Raw genomic sequence first — 19,199 nt, 5'->3', positions numbered from 1 at the left:
CTAATGCTCCATTGATGGTTCTTCATGCACGGCAATTACCAGCGCGTATTGCCGCTCTTCAGTCACTTTGGTCTTATGACAAAACAAGCGCCCAATGACTGGAAGAGCGGAGAGGGGACGCGTACACTGCTTTTTATGAACGGCTTCCTGCCTAGAAAACCCAGAGAGCATCTTGCTCATACCGGCTTCCATTTCAACAACTGTATTGAGTTGGATCATTGACTGTTTATAGCCCTCAGTGCTTTTGTCAAACAACTTATCCTGCAGGTCAATATGAATGGCTACCTTGTCTTGTTGAGAGTGTAGGGTCATGTTAACCATCACCCCCTGGGGCACATCCACCCACTGTGGCACACCCTTTTTATCACGCTTCGTTCTTTGAATGACCTCTTCTAATACCACCTCAACTGCTTCTCCCTCAACAACTGCTGACGAAAAATCAGATAGAAACGTATAACTGCCTCGGCTGTCACTGCGCTGTAGCCACCTTACTAGGTCTTCTATTGAGACGTTAACTGCCTGTCCTTGCCACAGCCTCAAAAGGACTTCTTCCCAAGGATGATTCATGCTTTCCCAATGAGCGCTCTCATCTACCCGAAACCAAGACAGATAGACATTGTAATACTTCTTTGGTTGATCAATCGCCTCAATCATTGCCTGATGCTGATCATAAAAACCCTTAGGAACCCAAAGCATACCAGAGACATTGTCCGCCAAAATATGATCGTATTTCCCCATAGGAGACAGCAGCGCTTTCAACTTGGCTGCCATCTCTTCAGGCCGACGGAACGAACACGGATAAGGCACCCACGTTCCCTTGGCTGGCTTTGAAAAGACCAAAGTGTCTGCCAATGTTGTCACCTCCACACCTTTGGTTAAAACCATGTATAAGTCCTCACAGGTCATTCTAGGAATGTTTAATGACAGTTTACTTTTAATCTCATGATCCACCACACACTGCTTATCGCACACCTGGCACCACTCATTCAGCAAACCTGATATCACAATACCATTAGCCTGAACTGAAACCTGCCCTTTCTCTATATGCAACCACTTAGGGCCAAACAATGTCGCCTGCCCACTAATCATCATAAACACAATAACGCCACGTAACTTTATGGTACCGCCCCTCTTGTTGAATCTTTATTCCCTCAGCATATACCTGTCTTGCTGACAAAGCCTGCACCCAATCTATAACCTGTCCTGATGAACAATACCATGCGGCATGGTTACTGAAACATCCTTGCTCAAATAATGCATCACAATGTTTCCTTGGCCCATTCGTCCTTGCCATTAGCCACAAGCCTACGCCCCATAATACGACAGCGCAGACCTTCTTTAAGTGGCTTACAGGCATATGACATGGCTTCAAAACACCGCCCCAAATCTCTCCCAACAACATCCACCTCCCAGCATCCATGGTTTTGTTTTATTCGCAATACCGCAACCCTGGGACACTGCAGTATGTGAATCAATATGGAACAATTCACTCCTGGCTGGCTACTTGCCAACTTTGATAAACCCCACAGCACCAATAATATCCACCCTCTCCGCAACATCACCGAACCCTACGCCATCTCACCCCTTATGTCATGACCGGGTTGGCGGAAATATTGCTTTTTCTTCCGTTTTTTGGCATAGTAATAAAAAAACAGGCAACATTCTATGCAAAGCAAATCAACAACATCTCCAATGGTAACACTATTCATTCTATATGCCGCTATTGGGGCCACCATTTTGGCCAAAGCTTTTGCTGCATTTTTTTGCCTTTATTTCTTGGCGCACGGCTTCAGGGGCGGCGGGCCAGCGGCTTGGTGGGTAATAGGCATTTTGTCGCTCGCAATAACGGTCTGTTTATTGTTCTTTTTTATAAACAGATTCGTTATTGACGTTTTAGCGCTACTATTACAAGAGGGGCAAAATAAAGCGCCTAAAAGAATAAAGCAAATAGCCTTTACAATGATCACACTTTTTACTCTAGCAGCGTCTTGTCTGATAATACCACCTTGTGGCATATGCTTGTTTGTAGCTGGTCGCCTATTAGGGGTTGGTGACTCTGGTTGTGATGCATTATCATACCTATCCCTTCCACTTTGCGGGGCTACTGCCTTCTTTTACTTAGCCCGCATGAACACCCTACTAACAAAAAAGCGGGTACCATCTCCTTCCTTGCCGAAGCAAAATTAACCCTACATAATGTTTGATTGCCGTACAAACTTATTGGCTGTGTCATCATGTGAGAATAATTGATGGTTGCACCATGCAGTGCCTGATTGTCATATAAAACTGTCAACTATTATTCTCGTGCTATAATAAAGCCAATAACAAAAAGAGGTATTTCTGATGAAAAAACTACACACCCTTGCTTTTGCTATCAGCTTAGGTCTTACATGGAGCATCAGCGTGATACTAATGAGCCTGCTGGCGCTATATCTTGGCTATGCCGTCACTTTTGTATCTGCGCTATCAACAGTCTATATAGGCTATGAGCTAACAGCACTTGGCATTTTAATCGGTTCGGGATGGGCTTTTTTAGATGGCTTCATCGGCGGATTTCTGATCGCTTTCATTTATAATGTCTTGGCTAAAAGATTATAAAACAGCCTCATGGCGCTTCAAATAAATAGCAATCAGTGACAATGCTGCAGGTGTCATTCCTGAGATCCTAGAGGCTTGCCCCAGCGTCAAGGGTTGCACCTGTAGCAGCTTTTCAACAAGCTCAGCAGACAGTCCCTTAACCTCTGCATATACAAACCCTGTCGGTATTTTGGTTCGATGCGCACTGTCTAGTCTTTTTATTTGTGCCTCTTGTTTGGCAATGTAACCCTCATAGCGCAAATAAGTGATTGCTTCTTGGAAACAAAAACGGGAAGCCTCTTGAATGACTCCAGCCTTAATCAAGTCAGAAACCGGCACTTGAGGCTGTTTAACCAAGTCCGCCAAGAGCTTTGGGCCATCATTCGGATAGAGCGCTTTTAGGCTCTTATAATGGGTGACCCTATTGGCCTGCAAGAACGCTAACGCCTCTGATAATTCTCTTTCCTGCTTTTGTGTTTTCGCCAATCTTTCTGAAGACACCACTCCGACCTCTGCACCTAATGCCGTTAGGCGGTAATGGGCATTGTCACATCGTAATTTCAATCGATGTTCTGCTCTACTGGTAAACATTCTATATGGCTCAATGGTACCATTCGTGACCAAATCATCCACCAATACCCCTATATAGCTTTGATCACGCCCCATAATCAAAGGATCTGCTTCTTGTACCTTTAAGGCGGCATTAATGCCTGCCAAAATCCCTTGAGCTGCTGCTTCTTCATAGCCAGTCGTGCCATTGATCTGGCCTGCAAAAAACAATCCTGAAATCGTCTTTGTTTCTAACGAGGGCTTAAGACCTCGTGGATCAAAATAACCATATGAGATCGCATAACCTGGTCGAGTAATGATCGCTTCTTCAAAACCAACCATACTCTGAATAAAGAGCTGTTGTGCTTCAAAAGGCAAGCTGGTCGAGATACCATTAGGATAAATCTCTCGGGCATATAATCCCTCTGGCTCTACAAAAATCTGATGACTGTCTTTTTCAGGGAAACGATCCACTTTTTGTTCAATTGACGGACAATAACGCGGCCCCATCAACTCACCTCGCTGCTGAAAAATAGGGGAGTGTGCCATATACCTTTTGATAATCTCATGCGTCTTAGCGTTGGTTTTAGCCATATAGCAATGCCGTTGCGGCATGTCCAGTGGCTGATCATGCATATAGGACATTTGAGGCGCATGGTGCTCTGAGGCTTGAATCTCCAACTTAGAAAAATCTATGGATGACTGTGCGATTCTTGGCGGTGTTCCTGTTTTCAAGCGACCAATAGCAAAAGTTTTTCCCAAGTATGTTGCCAACTGCTCTGATGCAGGGTCGCCACTACGCCCCCCGCTTTGAGTCACCGAGCCCACATGAATCTTACCCGCTAAAAAGGTTCCTGTTGTTAACACAACTGCCTTTGCGGTAATGTCTATTTGCGACTTGGTTTGAACACCTGTCACAGTGTCCCCATCAACCATTAAATCGGCAACCTCTGACTGTAGGATCTCAAGGCCTTTGGTACTTTCAACCATTTGACGAATGGCTTGACGATAATGATCACGGCAGGCTTGATAGCGAACGGCTTGTACCGCAGCTCCTTTGCTGGCATTTAAAACCCGTTTATGAATCGCTGCAGCATCTGCTGCACGCCCCATATATCCATCCAAGGCATCCACCTCTTTGACCAAATGGGTTTTTCCCAAGCCGCCAATCGCAGGATTACAGGACATCACACCGATAGTGTCAATATTATGTGTCACCAATAGGGTATGCATCCCCATTCGTGCTGCAGCCCCTGCGGCTTCGACACCAGCATGGCCTCCACCAATCACAATGACATCAAATTTTTTTGGATACTTGTACAAAACAAACCACCTAAATGTTTGAAAAATAATACATCAAGCGCTGTCTTTTGTCAACATTGGTAAGCAGATACACTATCTTACGACAGAGATTTTTGGATCTGTTCCCAAACCACTATCATCTAACTTTTCTTTTTTGGGCAATGCAACAGAGACCCGGCCTCCCTTTAATACAAAAGAAAGATCTGGCAGGAAGGCTGTCTTCACAATATTAGTGACGATGCCGGGTTCTTCCCACCCAAAATTCTTGGCCGCATACTGACTAATCGAAAACATCGCAGCCTCAAGCTGCTCCTTGGTCGGCAACATCTCCGCCAAAACCAGCAGCTGATCGTGGGGCTTGGCTGTTGATCCCAGCTTAAGCTTAGCTAGCGAAAAAGCGTCATAGGATACTTTTTCTTTTGGCAAAAATCTTAGCGCTATATTTCTAAGCACCAAAGGTCTTTGCTGCAGAATCGTTGATATCAGATTTTCAGCATACGGTAACCAGCAAGAAGTTGGCTTTTCCCCGCTAGCAAGCAAAGCTTTGGACATGAGGACGGCAGGGTGCATGTGATCCTCTGGTGTTATAGACAATAGACCCGTCCAAGCAGCTTCCCTCTTTTCTGCATACGATCTGAATTTATCTATACTGGGAGGACGAGACAATATCTCAGGAACACTGGAATCAAAAAGTCTTGGCAAAATATTTTCTGGCACAAAACCAATATGAGCACACCTGATTAAAACCTCATGCCAACATTGCCGGCCCAAACGGTCCATTACAACACACTGGATGAGCATGGCTTTATTTTTTTCACGTTCCAATGATGACTGCAAGGCAAACTCATCAATTAATTGAAGATGCCCGTAATACACCGACCATCCCAATGCGGTCATGGAGTGCAAATCCTTATGATAGCTCCCTGGAACACAGGCCAATGACTGTATCGCTCCTAACTCGGGAACATCGGCGAGAAACCCGTCGCCAAACTTGCTCTTTAGGTACGGAAGCGCGTGATTTGTACCCTTAAAGCAATCATCAGACATCAACGCTAAAAAATGTTCAGACGAAAAGCCAGCAACCATAGAATCTTTAAACTGCTCTACTTTATATGCTTCACTCTCAGGCACGGTACCAATCTCTTTTGTTTCTTGAGTGTTAATTCTAATCGGCTGTGCCTGATTGTCAATAAAAACTTGAGGCAATAGCTGAGGAGGCCTTGCACAAGGTGTGCGGTATACCTCGTCAAGTATTCTAACAAAGTTTATCAACTGATCCTTTGACTCAAAAACTGGCACAAATGCCAATCTACCTGAATAGTTTCTTCTTAGCGCCTCTTGGCAAGCCTGCTTGATTCTGTCACTACCAAGCATTGATAAGTTTATTAAAAGCATAAAAGTCTCCTTTTAATCTTGCTCCTAGCTACTGAAATGCGCCCTTAAGCTTGCCGCTTTACAGGCGCTACCTCCTAAATTACGGTTTTTTTCCACCTAGGCTACCGTCATCTTGGGGCTTCGGAGCTGCCAGGCCACCGCCAGCTTCTGCTGGGACTGGTGGCACAGCAGCCAATGCTTCGCTCCACATATCTTCAAGCGCAGACGTTTCGTAAGAGTCTTCGGGATTGCTTAATGCACGTTGCAAACTTAATTTATTTGCTTTAACACAGTCCTGATAAAATTTTATGTGATCCTTTCCTGAATTATGCATTGCAGCCTGCACAAGCTTAAGCTTTGCTGTTGATCCTAATACTTCAAGGGCGCTTTTTAAACCTGTCCCAATGCATATATCAGCAAAGTTAAACAAGTGCGACAGGCCTGGAAGATACTCAGCCTTGCATGTAAATTGACAGCTGTAGAGAAAGCGTAGACCGTTTCCAAATCCACACACCACCGCTTGATCCTCACATTTTAAGATACCAAGCGCGTCCCTTAATACCTCTTGATGAGCCTCTCTTCCTGCCATAATTAAATCAACAGGATTCCCCCAATCTTTGGCAGCACGCGCAAGAGAAACAATCAAATTTGTCACCAGCTGTTTTGTTTTTTGACTCTCAACAGAAAAGTATGCGATCACTTGCACTCGGCCTTCTTTCGCGCTGGTCTCCATCAGATTTTGACAATACTTTGTCCCGCAAGGCAGAGAATCGCTATTATGTGCTATATACTCTGGCAGAACCGGGGTAGAATGCTCATGAAGATATAAGGGTAGGCGAGAAATTTGCTCCTCGCACGGTGCAAGATATAACGTCGAAAGAGCATGTCTTCTTGCGATCAATGCCTCAAGATTTTTCAAGACAAAGTCCGGACAACCCACTTCTGTTGTTAGATATAGTTTACACCTGACACTTCCTAATTGCCTACACGATGCTTGTCTCTTCAAGAGAGAGTTAGAGTTGGTATGAAGTAGAATAGAGTCTACCCCTTCATGCCGCTTGTCCACCAAGTTATTGACCTTCTCAATTTTATCATCCAAGTGGGCATCTTCAAAACCCTTTTCTTTTCGGGCAGTATATACCATATCCTGCCCAATGCCCCCTTCATCTGAAACACTAACTCGGAAATATTTAATATGCTGAGCTGTACCTCCTAAAGCCTCCACTGTCTTATAGCAGATAGAATTAAGCTTACCAACTAAACTTGCTAACGCCAGCTTCTCTTGGGGGATGAGTATTTCCCAATCTAGACCTTCACCTGATAACCCGTAATTCTGCAAATGCGGCTTTGAAACGGTTCCACAAAACCTCACTGTAATAGTGTCATATGAACCTACGAGTGGAGTAAGTAGTGTTGCTAGATATGGCGTCAACATCTCAACATCACCGGCCCCACCATAAAAGTTCGTATACAAAATAAGATTTAATTTTTTCATTTTTTTCTCTTTTTTCTCTTTTTTCTATTTTTTCTCACAAGCATGCCATRAAAGCGTWAATTATCAACACTTTGTAGGGGAGGGTGGTAGAAATGCCTTTTCAGCCAACTTGATTTATTTAAAAATTATATGTCAGTAGCGCAAGACATCTGCATGAATGTCATATAAAAAAATATTTTGAGAATTTCGAAGAATTTTTAAAACCCGTGGCTTCCGTATTGCCTAAAAAAAATAGGCCTGAAGACATATTCTTTCAATAATGACGCTAACTATGCTGGCGTAATCACTAACGACTCATCAGCAGAGGCTGCATAGGTAATTGCAATATGAGGAACCACTTCCCAGGCAACCGTTGCTGTAACTGCGCTTCTCAACATCATTCGATTAAAGATACCCATTTTTTTCTCCCTTTATTCTTCTTATGATAATGCCACAACACGAAAACACAATAAAATCAATATGTTACAGAGGTCTCTGCTGGAAAGCGCTTGCTGTCCCTGAGGTTTCCCCCATGCTACCAACAGCATCTTCATCAGCAGGGATTGTAACGACTTTGCATCTTTTGCCGTGAACATTCAGACAAATCTCTTCGATGAGCTCAAGAATATAGCCTTCGGGAGAAAGGCTGTTGGGGTAGGGGGCCTCACTAAAATGATTGGTCGGTTCTTGTTGCCAAAAAACATACCAAAGGGTCAGAGCCATGCTTAACAATATCACGCACCAGCAATATGGAAGAGCCAAGACCCGTGACTGCTGATGAGGCTGTCTTAATGGCAAAGAGTAGCCTTCCTGCAATAATTGCTTCTGCCAGTTTTTAAGCTTCATAATAACAGTTGACTACTTTCCAATACAAAAGTCTGAAAATAATTCTCCCAACACATCATCCGTAGATACTTCCCCTGTGATTTCTGATAAAACTTGCTGAACATCCCACAGGTTATGGGCAACGATCTCTGCATCAACAATACCTTGGGTCTCTTGTAGTAGTTGATTGGCTCTCTTCAAAACATCAACCTGTCTGGTTCTTGCACTAAAAGGCGCCTCAACATGCTCAGCCAGCTTAAAATACTCCAGTATTTTATCCAACAGCTCATCCACGCCATCACCATGACGGGCGGAGATGAATAATGCATCTTCAACAGCGTCTGGGAATAAATCTTTTTTATTATACACAACCCATGATGGTGTCTCTAACCCCTCTAATGACAAGGGCCTGGTCTGATGGTCTCCCATCAATAAGACCAAATCTGCTTTTGTTGCAAACTCATGAGCCTTCTCAATACCAATTTTTTCAGCAATGCTGCTGGTAGAACGAACCCCTGCAGTATCAAAAAATGTTAGATGAACCCCTTTGTGGATAACTTCTTGACTCAAAACATCACGGGTTGTTCCTGCTTCTGAGGTCACGATAGAGACTTGTTTTTTACAAATCGCATTCATCAGCGTTGACTTACCAACATTCGGCGCCCCCACCAAAGCAACCTGAATCCCTTTCTGTAAAGAGGCCCCTGTCTTTGCAGTCTGCAGCAATGCCTGCAAACGGCTATGTAGCAACGCCAAACGGGCATTACAAGCCGCCTGGGATATAACAGGGATGTCTTCTTCAGAGAAATCAATACTGGCCTCAACAAGCACTCTCAGCGCCATAAGCTCAGCTTGTAATTCCGAAACCTTTGTGCCTAACGTTCCTTCAAGTGAAGATGCGGCACTTTTTGCTGCTCGAAGAGAGCCTGCATGAATAATATCAGCAACGGCCTCCACTTGATCCAGCTTCATCTTTCCATTTAAAAATGCCCGGTGTGAAAAGGCCCCAGGCTGTGCCATCTCAGCCCCCAAGCCAATACATAGCTTGATCACATTCTCCATCAGATACGGATTACCGTGCATCTGGATTTCAACAACATCCTCTCCTGTAAAAGAATAGGGCGCTTTGAAATACAGCACCACAGCATGATCAAGAATCTCTTTATCATATACAGTAACAAAGTGCGCATGCCTGACTTTGATCCGCTTTTGTTTTGTTATTTTTTTTATTATCTGCAAAGACAAAGGCCCCGACAACCGAATAATACCAATCGGTTGTGAGACCATTGCTGTTGCAGGAGCAACAATTGTCGTCATTTTTTCTTTTTCGCTAACAGTTTATTTTGTAAAACACCAAGGCCTGTATTTAGCCCGATATACAGCTGTAATGCCGCTGGAAACTTCACACCGAAGAAGAGGAATATCACCGGCATATACCGAGCAACCAATTTAAAATCTTCACTAACGCTCATCTCAGCACTTTGTAAATACATGACAACAGCAGCAAACACAGGAAGAACATAGAAAGGATCCGGCGCCGCAAGGTCATTCAACCATAAAAAGTGCTCGGCCCTAAAGTCAACAACAGCTGTAATCATCCCATAGAATGCTAGCAAAAGTGGCAGCTGTAGCAGTGGCAAAAAGGCTGCCAGAGACATCATTTGAATGCCGTGCTTTTTATACAGAGCCAAACGTGCTTCATTCATCTCTGGGTCCAAACGCGGGCGGCCAGCAAATCGTGCTTCAAGTGCGTCTTTTTCAGGTTTCATTTTATTCAGCTTTTCAGCTTGTAATGCCTGATCTCGGGTTGACTTAAAGAAAACCAGTCTTAGTGCTGCGATCAGCACAACAAGAGACCATCCCCAGCTGGGAACAAATGTGTGGATAAATCTTAACGCTTTATGCAAAAAGCTTGCGAACATCCAGAAAAACCCGTAATCAAAGGTGAGTCGGAGCGTTCCATCAACCTCTGCCATTAAATCATGCTTTTGAGGCCCCACAAAAAGGGTAGAGCGCTCAGAAAAACTGTCTCCTGGGCGAAGTTCTTTCTTGGCTGAAACCGCCTGAGAAGCAAAAGCCTGCTTAAATGTCGCACTGTCTTCCGCAACAAGACCTTCTCTCCAAAAGTTTTTCACTTGAAAGCTTTCTTTTTCCTGAAGAGACCAAGCCGCTAGGAATTGGTGCTTTTGGAAGGCCAACCAACCGCCTTTCGTTCGGTCAGGGGCTCGGGAGGCCATATCAGAATACTTAACTCTTACATATGGCTTCGAATTGGTTGTATATGAAATCCCACTGTATCCGCGAATAGCGCTTACAAACTCAGAGCCTTCACCATCAAAGGAGACGTCTTTTGAGGAGGGAGTGGCCGTCTGGCCTTCAATATCGCTATACGCCTCACCTCCGAAAGCATGATAGGACGATGCGGTAAACATTCTCTCAGAACCATTGGTTGCACGAACAAATACCCCTACCGAGTATGCATCGCTATCAAACTGAAATTCTTTGCTAAAGCGAACGCCACTAGAAGACTCGGCCTGCAATGCGACGACAGCTCTTCCTTTTGATATTTTATAGCTGGGCTGTGCCGTTCTGAACAAAATCGCTTCATCGCCGACAATCCCAGCTTGTGCATTCAGTGCAGACGTTTTTGACGCCTCTAAAAACCGCATCGATGCATCACTAGAATAAGACCTATATTCAGGGAAACTAACTTGGACAATTCGACCTCCCAATCGATCAATAATCATTGATAGCTTATTGGTCTCGACTCTAACATAGCGCTTTTTGTCTCCGATAGAATGAGAACCCCCTACCTGGGCAGAAGAGGGCGCTTCAATGACCGAGAGCGCAATATCCGAAGGGAAGAAATACCCATAAGCCAGTGTGCCTCCTTGAAACAACAACACAAACACGATGGCCTGTAAAAGAAACGTTTTAAACCGATCTGCCATTTTTAACTCCTTAAGTTCTCCAAGCATTCGCTTACTATGTGAAATACTGAAATATTGTCTCTGGGCGCACTAACAATTCGGACTCGCACACCACCATATTGTTCTTTCTTAAACTCAACATGAAGGGCACTGGTAATTTGCCTACGAAGCCTATTTCGCACGACTGCCGAGGGGACAGTCCTTTTAGGGATAATACATACACCACAGTTATGCGGTGCGTTGTAGTGGACAATCTCTAAAGGATGCTGCTTAATTTTCTTTAGGACCTGGGTGCAACTAGGTTGACCTTTCGCATACATTCTCTGATCCTTTCGAAGCGGCATTATGCAGCAAGCGATTTTCTACCTTTGCTTCTACGAGCATTAATGACCGCTCTTCCAGAAGCTGTCTTCATACGCTTTCTGAAGCCATGCGTTCGCTTTCTCTTTAACTTACTAGGTTGGTATGTTCTTTTCATCTCACTCTCTTAACTAAGAATATTCGAATATTACTGCTAAAACCTCTCCTTGTCAACTAATTCCCTAATAATCATTACAATATTATATGTGTCTAATATTATCTGACAAAACCCGGTGCTTATATTATAATTATAGTATTAAAATAGAATAGTAATAATAGGGTGGCCACTTTTCGGTGGATAACTTTTTGTTTTCATTCAATGACAACAAGTTACGCACTTTTTTCCTGTGGACAAGTCTGTGGATAAACCTGTGGACAAAATGTGGATAAGTAGTTATCCACATAGTTATCCACATAGTTATCCACGGTTTTGGGGGTAGTTATCCACACCTTGTCTTTTGGTCTTTTTTCCCCTATACTGTAGGGAGCTATTTGGATTAAATATGATTGAATATTCGACTGAATTTTTGTCAAGAGTACAGTTTGCTTTTACCATTACCTTTCATGGAGTGTTTCCTACTTTTAATATAGGCCTGGGATTGTTTTTGGTGTTTTGGGAAGCAAAATATTTATACACAAAGTCTGAAATTTATTTAAAGCTTTGCCAATTTTGGTCTAAAATTTTTGCATTAAGTTTTGCGATGGGGGTTGTCTCTGGGGTGGTGTTGTCCTATGAACTGGGGGCAAATTTTTCAGGGTTTACGGACTTTTCAGGAAGCGTCCTTGGGCCATTAATTATGATGGAGACAATGTCTGCATTTTTTTTAGAAGCCGGCTTCTTGGGCATCATGCTTTTTGGATGGAAGAAAGTCTCACCAAAAGCTCATTTTTTTTCCACATGCATGGTCGCTTTGGGGACTGTGATTTCACTTTTGTGGATAATGTCAGCAAACTCATTTATGCACACGCCAGCAGGTTTTGCTATAGAGGGTGGGAGATTGATTGCCAATAGTTGGCTTGAGGTTATATTCAATCCATCTTATGTTTTGCGCTCCTCTCATATGCTCATGGCCAGTATGATATCCACAAGTTTTGTGGTTATGGGGATATCTGCTTATTACTTTTATAAGAAACGAGATGTTGTTTATGCGTCGGCATCTTTTCTGCCGGCTTTGTACGTGGCTGCAGTTTTATCTATAGGTCAGGTTATTTTAGGAGATTTCGTTGGCATTCATGTGATGGAACATCAGCCCGTGAAAACAGCAGCAATTGAAGCCAATTGGACAACGCAATCAGGTGCGCCTTTAATATTATTTGCGATACCAGATATGGTTCAAGAAAAAAATCATTTTGAGATAAAGATTCCAAAGTTGGCGAGTTTGATTAATACCCACAGCTTCGATGGTGTTTTACCAGGTTTAGATAGGGTGGATAAAAAAGATCGACCTCAAGTCGGAATGGTTTTCTTTTCATTTAGAATCATGGTTGGGATTGGTTTGCTTTTTGTTTTGTTGTCCTTCTTGGGTTTATTTGCCATACGCAAACAGCGTTTGGTGAGACATCCGATATTACTGAAAGCGTATATGTTCACTATTCCGCTGGGGTTTGTTGCGACAACCTGTGGGTGGATTACCAGTGAGGTTGGCCGGCAACCTTGGGTTATTTATGGATTAATGAGGACTCGTGATGCGGTTTCACCCATTGCTGTGTCACATGTGGCGCTTTCATTGACCGTTATTTTTATTTTGTATATGAGCTTTTTGGCAACCTACCTATTTTTTATTGTCAAAGTGATTCAAAAGGGCCCAGGTCATGCTGAGGAAGAAGAGGTTGACGCTTTGGGGTATTTAATTGATGCTGTGGGGGCAGAAAGGGATAGCTAATGGATTATGCATTTATATGTTTGGGGTTGGTCGCATTTGCAATCTTTATGTATGTTGTTTTAGACGGTTTTGATTTAGGGGTTGGGATTTTATTTCCTTTCTTTAACGAACAGCAACAAGAAATAGCGCTCAAAACCATTGCGCCCTTATGGGATGGCAATGAAACGTGGTTGATCTTAGGGGGGGCTCTTTTATTTGCAGCTTTTCCTCATGCCTATTCGACGCTATTACCAGCATTTTATCTGCCACTGATGCTCATGTTGTGCGCATTGGTCGTTCGAGGGGTTGCCTTTGAGTTCCGGGCAAAAGCAGAAAAAAGTAAGCATGTGTGGGCTAGGGCGTTTTTTCTATCATCATTGATCGCAACATTTTCTCAGGGAGTGATTTTGGGAACATACATACAGATTAGCCATCAAGCCATCAACCTCTATGAAAACAGTAAGGTACTTTGGAATAGTCCGTTTGTCTTTTTATGTGGTATGGGGCTTTGTTTTGGATATGCGCTATTAGGCTCTGGGTGGCTGGTTGCAAAAACCTGCAACAGCATGAGGGATAAGGCCCGTCATTTGTCATTAAATTTGTATATTTCAGCATTCATTATTTTGGCGGCTATTACCATTATCACGCCATTGGTAAATCCCATGATTGCAAAAATTTGGTTTAGTGATTCTGTCCTGTTTTTGACGCCTCTCCCATTATTGTCAGGGGGAGTTTTGGTATGGGCTTTTTACCAAACCAAGCAGGGTGCCGATTTTTGGCCATTTTATGGTGCTGTTTTTATGTTTTTAGGGTGTTTTTTGGGATTGGCTATTAGTTTATACCCGGATTTGCTACCGAGTAAAAGTTATCAAGAGCTGGCCTCCCATGAGAGCGCCTTAAGGCTTATCGTTACAGTAAGTATGGTTTTGCTGCCGATGTTGATTGGCTATAGTGGTTATGCTTATTGGGTCTTTAGAGGAAAGGTGRAAGACAGTGATTCCTTCTACCACTAAATGGGCTTTTGGCCTTTATCTATCAGGGGTGCTTGCATTGTATATCGTACATAAAGTTTTGTCAGTGATTTTTGGATGGAGTTTGTCATGAGTGCTGTGACTGAGAAAGAAACAGTTGCTTGTCTTGAGGCAACGTTATATAAGAGAAAGCCCTTCAATGTGGATAAAACAGAAGCGAATACGGGGAAGGTTAAAGCTTGGGGATTGGGCGTATTGCGCAACTATTTTTTTTATCAGTTTTGTTTAAATAAGCTTTTGCGAAAAAACAGCCCAAGGCCTCTTAGCATCTATCTTATGATTTGTTTTTTTCGGCTTGATACTTCCTCGACAAATACGGCAAAGCTTGTTAATGCAATGGTTGAGCAGTCCAAGGTGATGGGATTGCCTGCATCTGTCGTGAATGCAGTGTTGCGTCAGTATATGCTGAATCAGGAAAAGTTTCGTATCAAAGCCAGGGGGGTTGAAAGCATCCAATACAATATGCGGCCAGAGCTATTGGGGCGTCTAAAAAGCCATCATCAGTGTTGGCGAGAAATTGTGCGTTTTATGCAAGAACCTTCCGCTGTTTGCTTGGCGGTCTGCCAGCACAATGTCTCAGTAGAGGATATGATTTTTCAGCTACAAGAAGCAGAGGTGGCATTTTCGCAAGAGGGGCCTGCTATAGTACTGGAGCGTTTCGGTCATATTCGTCAGTTACCGGGCTATGAAAAAGGGTGGTTTACAGTTTTGTCAGAGGCTAACCAACAAATTGAAGCGTTACTACCTGATGCACGCCCTCAGGCGATCTTGGATGCTTGTGCAGCGCCTGGTGGCAAGTCAGTCATGCTCAGATCTCGTTATGGCTTTAAGCCTCGGGTTGTTGCTGCAGATAACGATTCTCTGCGTTTGACTCGGTTACAGGAGAATAATGCCCGATTAGGTTTAAAGCTTGAGATTGTTGAAGCGGATAGCGCCGTTTATGATTATCAAGAGCCTTTTGATTTGATTTGGGCAGACGTGCCATGTTCTGCGACAGGCGTTATTGCGAAGCATCCAGAAATAGCGATTCAAGAAAGAGATGATCTGCAAAACCAGATGCAACAAAGGCAGATGCTTGAGAACCTTTGGGCACAGCTGTCTTCAGGAGGGCATTTGGTTTACTCCACGTGCTCAGTGTTGCCTGAGGAGAATGAACAGCAGGTAGCCTGGCTCTTGTCTCAACAGCAAGATGCATCTGTGGTCACAATGCCCCAGCAGGGCTGGATCAAGGGGCAGCATGGGTGTTATTTAACGAGTGAGCATAGCCGAGATGTTGTATATATAGCGGTGCTTGCAAAACATTGATCTATCATTAGTAAGCGCGTAAGATAAGCCAGGCGCATTGAGAAAGCGTCAATATCTATTTTATAATAAAGAGAGGATTTGTGATGGTCTTGGGGTTTCTTGAATACATGATAGCATTATATGCTCTATATTATTTATCTACGGTGGTGAATTTATGGCTTCTTTTGCCCAAGGTGGTATGGGGCTTTGTTTGCACTGCGGCAACAACTGTTGCGGCTGTATTGGTGGCGTTTTCTCAAGAGATTTTTGAAAAATTCAACATGCAAGGCTATGTTGTCAGTGTAGGCTTAATCATGCTACCTGCCTTTCGCCAGCCTTTAGGGATGAAGGCCCCGGGCTTCTCTGTGAGTGGCGAGACCAAGCCTAGTGAGACACCTGTTGAGTTATTTGATGCGACCCTAGTCGCGCTCTTTTTTGCGATTTTGGTTGCATTTGTGCAGTATGCTGTACCACCAGTAGTCATGATGGTGCTACATGTTTTGGCATTTTTGTGCACAGAAACCAGTTTTATTGAGGCTGTGAGCTCTCGTTGGGAAGAAAGGCCAGAAACCTTGGGCCTCCCACTATTAATGACAGGTTTGCTAGGGATATATCTGGGTAATTACTATACTATTTCAGCCGTAAGAGCGCTCCATGTTAAGGCCTTTTCAGGCATGCATGCAGCTGTATCAGTATTGCGACCCGTCTGCCTGATAGGGAGAGAAGAAAAGGCGCTTTCTGCCAGTGCCTAGAGCCTTTTTAGATATTCTTCTGTCAAATATAAAAAACGCACTAGAATACGCTACTAGATAAGTAGATTAGGAGATGGCGATGGCATTAAGCAATAGTCTGAGTAGTGTAGAGGCATTAAAGCATGTGTTAGCGGACAGTTATGTGCTTTTGGTTAAAGTACAAAATGTTCATTGGAATGTTGAGGGGCAAACGTTTATTGCCATTCATAAACTGCTTGATGAACTGTATGAAGATTTAGGTGAATCTATTGATGTGATTGCAGAAAGGATTCGAGCGCTGGGAGAGAATAGTCCAGCGGCTATGAGCGAGTTTGTAGCACTTTCACGTTTAGAGGAGTTTACATCCAGCCAAAAAGATATTCGGCAGGGTGTTGAAGCTTTGGTTCATGACTATGAACAAATGAGTTATTTGATGTTAGAGCACATTGAGGTTTTAGAAAAAGACAATGATGCCGGAACCATTGATTTACTCACGGACAGGATTAGAGCAGTGGATCATTTTGCGTGGTTGCTTAGATCGAATCTTGATTAGGGGAGTCTATCTCTGTGTCGGTCACTCTACGGTAACCTCGGGGGAGAAAAGCACCTCTTTGTCCTCTTGTGCCGATGTATGCATCCCATGCTTTAGGGGGCTGAGTAAAGGTTCTTTTGCCTGAGTGTACTACCAAGATGTCATCAGCAGCAAGTGGCTGGATACGAACCAAAGAATCGACATTGTCTATTAACTCTTTCTTATGAATTTGAATTAACTTATTTCCTTTCCCTTTGGCTAAGGAAGGAACATCTGCAGTTGGAATAATAAGCAGCCTTCCTTGTTGGGTGAATAGAGCCAGATACGTGACTTCTCGTAAAGGTTTTGCATAAGCAATACTGGCTTCCCCTAAGGAGAGTACTTTTTTGCCTGCGCGATTTCTTGTGCTTAACGCCTGAATAGAAGAAATAAAGCCGTAACCTAAGGAGCTGGCCAGCAATACGGGTTGTTCTAGAGGCCCGCATAGTATCCTCGGCAAGATCGTTCCAGAGGGAGAAATCATTTTAGTAACGGGCTCGCCATGGCTTCTTGCTGATGGTAGTTCATGTGTTGCCAGGGTATAGGCTATACCTGAGTCATCAAAAAGGATACAGGGCCAATGTGTATAGCCCTTAAAGGATACAGCCAAGCTGTCGCCAGTTTTAAAAGAAACCTTTTCTATGTCAGCGTCATGTCCTTTTGCTGCTCTTACCCAGTGCTTTTCTGACAGCAAAATCGTTATTGCTTCTTTGGGGATTGTTTGGGGAATGCTTGTGCGGCTGGCAGGCTTTCGCTCAATAATTTTACTTCGACGCTCATCCCCAAAATCAGCAAGATCTTGTCGGATTGACTTGATGATGTGCTTTTTGCGCGCCTGTGGGTCTTCAAGAAGTTGTTTTAAAGATTCAGCCAAGGATTTCAGGTTTTGTTGTTCTTCTTGTAGCTTGTGGGCCTCAAGCTTTGCTAAATGCTTTAACTTCGTTTCTAAAATAGCATGGGCTTGTTCTTCAGAAAGCGAAAAGCGAGCCATTAATACTGGTTTGGGATTGTCTTCGTGACGGATGATCTTTATCACCTCGTCTAAAAACTCAAAAACAATCACTAGGCCTGCTATAATATGGAGTCGGCTTTCGGTGATGCTAAGCTGGTGTTGTAAGCCTTTGATGAGGGTGTTTTCTTGAAAAACCAGCCAGGACAGCAGTAGTGGCAAGACGCCTGTTTGAACGGGCTTTTTCTCTGGAGAGATATAGGTGATGTTGACTTTATGTGATTTTTCAAGATCGGTTTCTGCAAACAAAGTATGCATAATATCGTCCCCTGAAACACGACTGTTTTTTAAGCTTAAAACAATAGCTACTTGTGCGTTTTCATCAGATTCATCACGCAAGTTTTTTACCAAAGGCAGCTTCTTCCCAATCATAAGGTCAGCAATTTGTTGAATGACCTTGCTGGAGGATACTTGGTGGGGTAACGCATTTATTGTCAAGGCAGTATCGTCTATTTGATAAGATGCTCTTTGCTTGATCTGCCCTTGGCCGGATCGATAGATAGCTTCTAATTCAGCAGCACTGTTAATGATTTCACCGCCGGTAGGGTAGTCAGGGCCAGGAAGAATTTCTGCCAGAGCCTGGGAGGACAGGCTTGGTTTTTTTAGTAGCGCAATACAAGCATTCCCGATTTCTTTAATATTATGAGGGGGGATGTCGGTTGCCAGTCCAACGGCAATACCGCTGGCACCATTTAATAAAATGTTGGGAAGCCGTGCTGGCAGCGTGATAGGCTCTCTAAGTGTGCCATCAAAATTCGGCCCCCACTCTGTTGTGTGTGGGTTGAGGTCTTTAAGCAACAGTTGGGCATATGGCGACAACTTTGCTTCAGTATATCGCATGGCAGCGAAAGACTTGGGCGCGTCGATAGCACCCCAGTTTCCTTGCCCTTCAACCAAGGGATATCGGTAAGAAAAGTCTTGAGCCATAAGCACCATGGCTTCATAACAAGCGGTGTCACCATGAGGGTGAAACTTTCCTAAAACATCCCCGATGGTCCGTGCGGATTTTTTAGGCTTGCTGGTCGACCTTAAGCCAAGCTCTGACATTGCAAAGAGAATGCGTCTTTGGACAGGTTTTAAACCATCTTCTAACTTAGGGATCGCTCTGTTTTGAATCACATATTGTGCGTACTCATAGTAAGCTTGTTCGGTATATTCTGCGATGGGTTTTTGTTCAAAACTATGCATGATAGTGGCTTTACGTCTTAAGGTGCTATAAATTAGCGCATTTTGTGGCTATTTTCAAACAATATTTGTTATGCCCCCCCGCCAAGTGCTGTATATAAGAGATTTCTCAATGTTGAGTAGGTGTTTTCTTAA

Annotated in this window: 19 protein-coding genes; 7 read left to right on the top strand and 12 right to left on the bottom strand. The window is 43.6% G+C overall.

Translation table 11 applies throughout. The features are described 5' to 3' along the window. Both MKS91_RS02800 and MKS91_RS02795 read right to left on the bottom strand, forming a co-directional pair. Positions 1–1,092 carry a type II and III secretion system protein gene (locus MKS91_RS02800; RefSeq protein ID WP_258569323.1) on the bottom strand — a complete coding sequence of 364 codons (1,092 nt, stop codon included), beginning with the start codon at positions 1,090–1,092 and terminating at the stop codon, positions 1–3. Beyond that, positions 1,082–1,420, bottom strand: coding sequence for a hypothetical protein (locus MKS91_RS02795; protein WP_258569322.1), 339 nt, complete (start codon positions 1,418–1,420; stop codon positions 1,082–1,084). Before MKS91_RS02795 ends, MKS91_RS02800 begins: the two co-directional genes overlap by 11 nt. A gap of 245 nt (positions 1,421–1,665) precedes the next feature. Between MKS91_RS02795 and MKS91_RS02790 the strand changes: the two genes are divergently transcribed. Further along, positions 1,666–2,187: a DUF4407 domain-containing protein gene (locus MKS91_RS02790; protein WP_258569321.1), complete on the top strand. Its 522-nt coding sequence runs from the start codon at positions 1,666–1,668 to the stop codon at positions 2,185–2,187. A gap of 156 nt (positions 2,188–2,343) precedes the next feature. Beyond that, positions 2,344–2,598, top strand: coding sequence for a bacteriophage holin (locus MKS91_RS02785; protein WP_258569320.1), 255 nt, complete (start codon positions 2,344–2,346; stop codon positions 2,596–2,598). Here the strand turns inward: MKS91_RS02785 and mnmG are convergent. The 9 genes from mnmG to rpmH all read right to left on the bottom strand — a co-directional run bounded on the left by mnmG (position 2,593) and on the right by rpmH (position 11,509). Further along, complete coding sequence (gene mnmG / locus MKS91_RS02780; RefSeq protein ID WP_258569319.1) at positions 2,593–4,449, bottom strand: tRNA uridine-5-carboxymethylaminomethyl(34) synthesis enzyme MnmG; 1,857 nt, start codon at positions 4,447–4,449, stop codon at positions 2,593–2,595. The two genes, MKS91_RS02785 and mnmG, sit on opposite strands and share 6 nt — an antisense overlap. A gap of 72 nt (positions 4,450–4,521) precedes the next feature. Then, positions 4,522–5,823 (bottom strand): hypothetical protein, encoded by a 1,302-nt coding sequence (locus MKS91_RS02775; protein WP_258569318.1) that lies wholly within the window; start codon positions 5,821–5,823, stop codon positions 4,522–4,524. A 79-nt stretch (positions 5,824–5,902) separates the two neighbouring features. Continuing rightward, positions 5,903–7,297: a hypothetical protein gene (locus MKS91_RS02770; protein ID WP_258569317.1), complete on the bottom strand. Its 1,395-nt coding sequence runs from the start codon at positions 7,295–7,297 to the stop codon at positions 5,903–5,905. Between the two features lie 269 nt (positions 7,298–7,566). Further along, positions 7,567–7,695 (bottom strand): hypothetical protein, encoded by a 129-nt coding sequence (locus MKS91_RS02765; protein ID WP_258569316.1) that lies wholly within the window; start codon positions 7,693–7,695, stop codon positions 7,567–7,569. A 64-nt stretch (positions 7,696–7,759) separates the two neighbouring features. After that, complete coding sequence (locus tag MKS91_RS02760) at positions 7,760–8,122, bottom strand: hypothetical protein (RefSeq protein WP_258569315.1); 363 nt, start codon at positions 8,120–8,122, stop codon at positions 7,760–7,762. Between the two features lie 12 nt (positions 8,123–8,134). Further along, complete coding sequence (gene mnmE, locus MKS91_RS02755) at positions 8,135–9,418, bottom strand: tRNA uridine-5-carboxymethylaminomethyl(34) synthesis GTPase MnmE (protein ID WP_258569314.1); 1,284 nt, start codon at positions 9,416–9,418, stop codon at positions 8,135–8,137. Then, positions 9,415–11,052 carry a membrane protein insertase YidC gene (gene yidC / locus MKS91_RS02750; protein ID WP_258569313.1) on the bottom strand — a complete coding sequence of 546 codons (1,638 nt, stop codon included), beginning with the start codon at positions 11,050–11,052 and terminating at the stop codon, positions 9,415–9,417. The genes mnmE and yidC overlap by 4 nt, the downstream gene beginning before the upstream one ends. 2 nt (positions 11,053–11,054) lie before the next feature. Continuing rightward, positions 11,055–11,351, bottom strand: a complete 297-nt coding sequence (locus MKS91_RS02745; RefSeq protein ID WP_258569312.1) for a ribonuclease P protein component — start codon at positions 11,349–11,351, stop codon at positions 11,055–11,057. A 23-nt stretch (positions 11,352–11,374) separates the two neighbouring features. Next, positions 11,375–11,509 carry a 50S ribosomal protein L34 gene (rpmH, locus tag MKS91_RS02740; protein WP_258569311.1) on the bottom strand — a complete coding sequence of 45 codons (135 nt, stop codon included), beginning with the start codon at positions 11,507–11,509 and terminating at the stop codon, positions 11,375–11,377. A gap of 385 nt (positions 11,510–11,894) precedes the next feature. On the opposite strand from rpmH, the gene MKS91_RS02735 reads away from it, so the two are divergent. The 5 genes from MKS91_RS02735 (at position 11,895) to MKS91_RS02715 (ending at position 16,852) form a co-directional block, all read left to right on the top strand. After that, positions 11,895–13,274, top strand: a complete 1,380-nt coding sequence (locus MKS91_RS02735; RefSeq protein WP_258569310.1) for a cytochrome ubiquinol oxidase subunit I — start codon at positions 11,895–11,897, stop codon at positions 13,272–13,274. After that, positions 13,274–14,266, top strand: a complete 993-nt coding sequence (cydB, locus tag MKS91_RS02730) for a cytochrome d ubiquinol oxidase subunit II (RefSeq protein ID WP_258569309.1) — start codon at positions 13,274–13,276, stop codon at positions 14,264–14,266. Before MKS91_RS02735 ends, cydB begins: the two co-directional genes overlap by 1 nt. 87 nt (positions 14,267–14,353) lie before the next feature. Continuing rightward, complete coding sequence (locus tag MKS91_RS02725) at positions 14,354–15,589, top strand: 16S rRNA (cytosine(967)-C(5))-methyltransferase (protein ID WP_258569308.1); 1,236 nt, start codon at positions 14,354–14,356, stop codon at positions 15,587–15,589. 80 nt (positions 15,590–15,669) lie between these two features. Then, the gene (locus tag MKS91_RS02720) at positions 15,670–16,320 is read left to right on the top strand and encodes a hypothetical protein (protein WP_258569307.1); all 651 of its coding nucleotides are present in this window, start codon (positions 15,670–15,672) and stop codon (positions 16,318–16,320) included. 79 nt (positions 16,321–16,399) lie between these two features. Continuing rightward, positions 16,400–16,852: a Dps family protein gene (locus tag MKS91_RS02715; protein WP_258569306.1), complete on the top strand. Its 453-nt coding sequence runs from the start codon at positions 16,400–16,402 to the stop codon at positions 16,850–16,852. Here the strand turns inward: MKS91_RS02715 and parC are convergent. Further along, a complete protein-coding gene (parC, locus tag MKS91_RS02710; RefSeq protein ID WP_258569305.1) occupies positions 16,833–19,067 on the bottom strand; it encodes a DNA topoisomerase IV subunit A in 2,235 nt (744 codons plus the stop codon). The two genes, MKS91_RS02715 and parC, sit on opposite strands and share 20 nt — an antisense overlap. Positions 19,068–19,199: the final 132 nt, after the last annotated feature.

The sequence above is a fragment of the Candidatus Synchoanobacter obligatus genome (genome assembly GCF_024259865.1).
Lineage (GTDB): Bacteria > Pseudomonadota > Gammaproteobacteria > Comchoanobacterales > Comchoanobacteraceae > Synchoanobacter > Synchoanobacter obligatus.
The sequence above is the reverse complement of the archived record's forward strand: the minus strand, read 5'-3'. Positions and strand labels throughout refer to the sequence as shown.

Bases quoted from the DNA above. Each gene is read 5' to 3' on its own strand.
- MKS91_RS02715 (WP_258569306.1), top strand. From the start codon at position 16,400: ATGGCATTAAGCAATAGTCTGAGTAGTGTAGAGGCATTAAAGCATGTG.
- MKS91_RS02800 (WP_258569323.1), bottom strand. From the start codon at position 1,092: ATGATGATTAGTGGGCAGGCGACATTGTTTGGCCCTAAGTGGTTGCAT.
- mnmE (WP_258569314.1), bottom strand. From the start codon at position 9,418: ATGACGACAATTGTTGCTCCTGCAACAGCAATGGTCTCACAACCGATT.
- MKS91_RS02760 (WP_258569315.1), bottom strand. From the start codon at position 8,122: ATGAAGCTTAAAAACTGGCAGAAGCAATTATTGCAGGAAGGCTACTCT.
- MKS91_RS02745 (WP_258569312.1), bottom strand. From the start codon at position 11,351: ATGTATGCGAAAGGTCAACCTAGTTGCACCCAGGTCCTAAAGAAAATT.
- yidC (WP_258569313.1), bottom strand. From the start codon at position 11,052: ATGGCAGATCGGTTTAAAACGTTTCTTTTACAGGCCATCGTGTTTGTG.
- MKS91_RS02790 (WP_258569321.1), top strand. From the start codon at position 1,666: ATGCAAAGCAAATCAACAACATCTCCAATGGTAACACTATTCATTCTA.
- MKS91_RS02735 (WP_258569310.1), top strand. From the start codon at position 11,895: ATGATTGAATATTCGACTGAATTTTTGTCAAGAGTACAGTTTGCTTTT.
- MKS91_RS02785 (WP_258569320.1), top strand. From the start codon at position 2,344: ATGAAAAAACTACACACCCTTGCTTTTGCTATCAGCTTAGGTCTTACA.
- MKS91_RS02765 (WP_258569316.1), bottom strand. From the start codon at position 7,695: ATGGGTATCTTTAATCGAATGATGTTGAGAAGCGCAGTTACAGCAACG.
- MKS91_RS02775 (WP_258569318.1), bottom strand. From the start codon at position 5,823: ATGCTTTTAATAAACTTATCAATGCTTGGTAGTGACAGAATCAAGCAG.
- MKS91_RS02770 (WP_258569317.1), bottom strand. From the start codon at position 7,297: ATGAAAAAATTAAATCTTATTTTGTATACGAACTTTTATGGTGGGGCC.
- MKS91_RS02795 (WP_258569322.1), bottom strand. From the start codon at position 1,420: ATGGATGCTGGGAGGTGGATGTTGTTGGGAGAGATTTGGGGCGGTGTT.
- parC (WP_258569305.1), bottom strand. From the start codon at position 19,067: ATGCATAGTTTTGAACAAAAACCCATCGCAGAATATACCGAACAAGCT.
- MKS91_RS02725 (WP_258569308.1), top strand. From the start codon at position 14,354: ATGAGTGCTGTGACTGAGAAAGAAACAGTTGCTTGTCTTGAGGCAACG.
- rpmH (WP_258569311.1), bottom strand. From the start codon at position 11,509: ATGAAAAGAACATACCAACCTAGTAAGTTAAAGAGAAAGCGAACGCAT.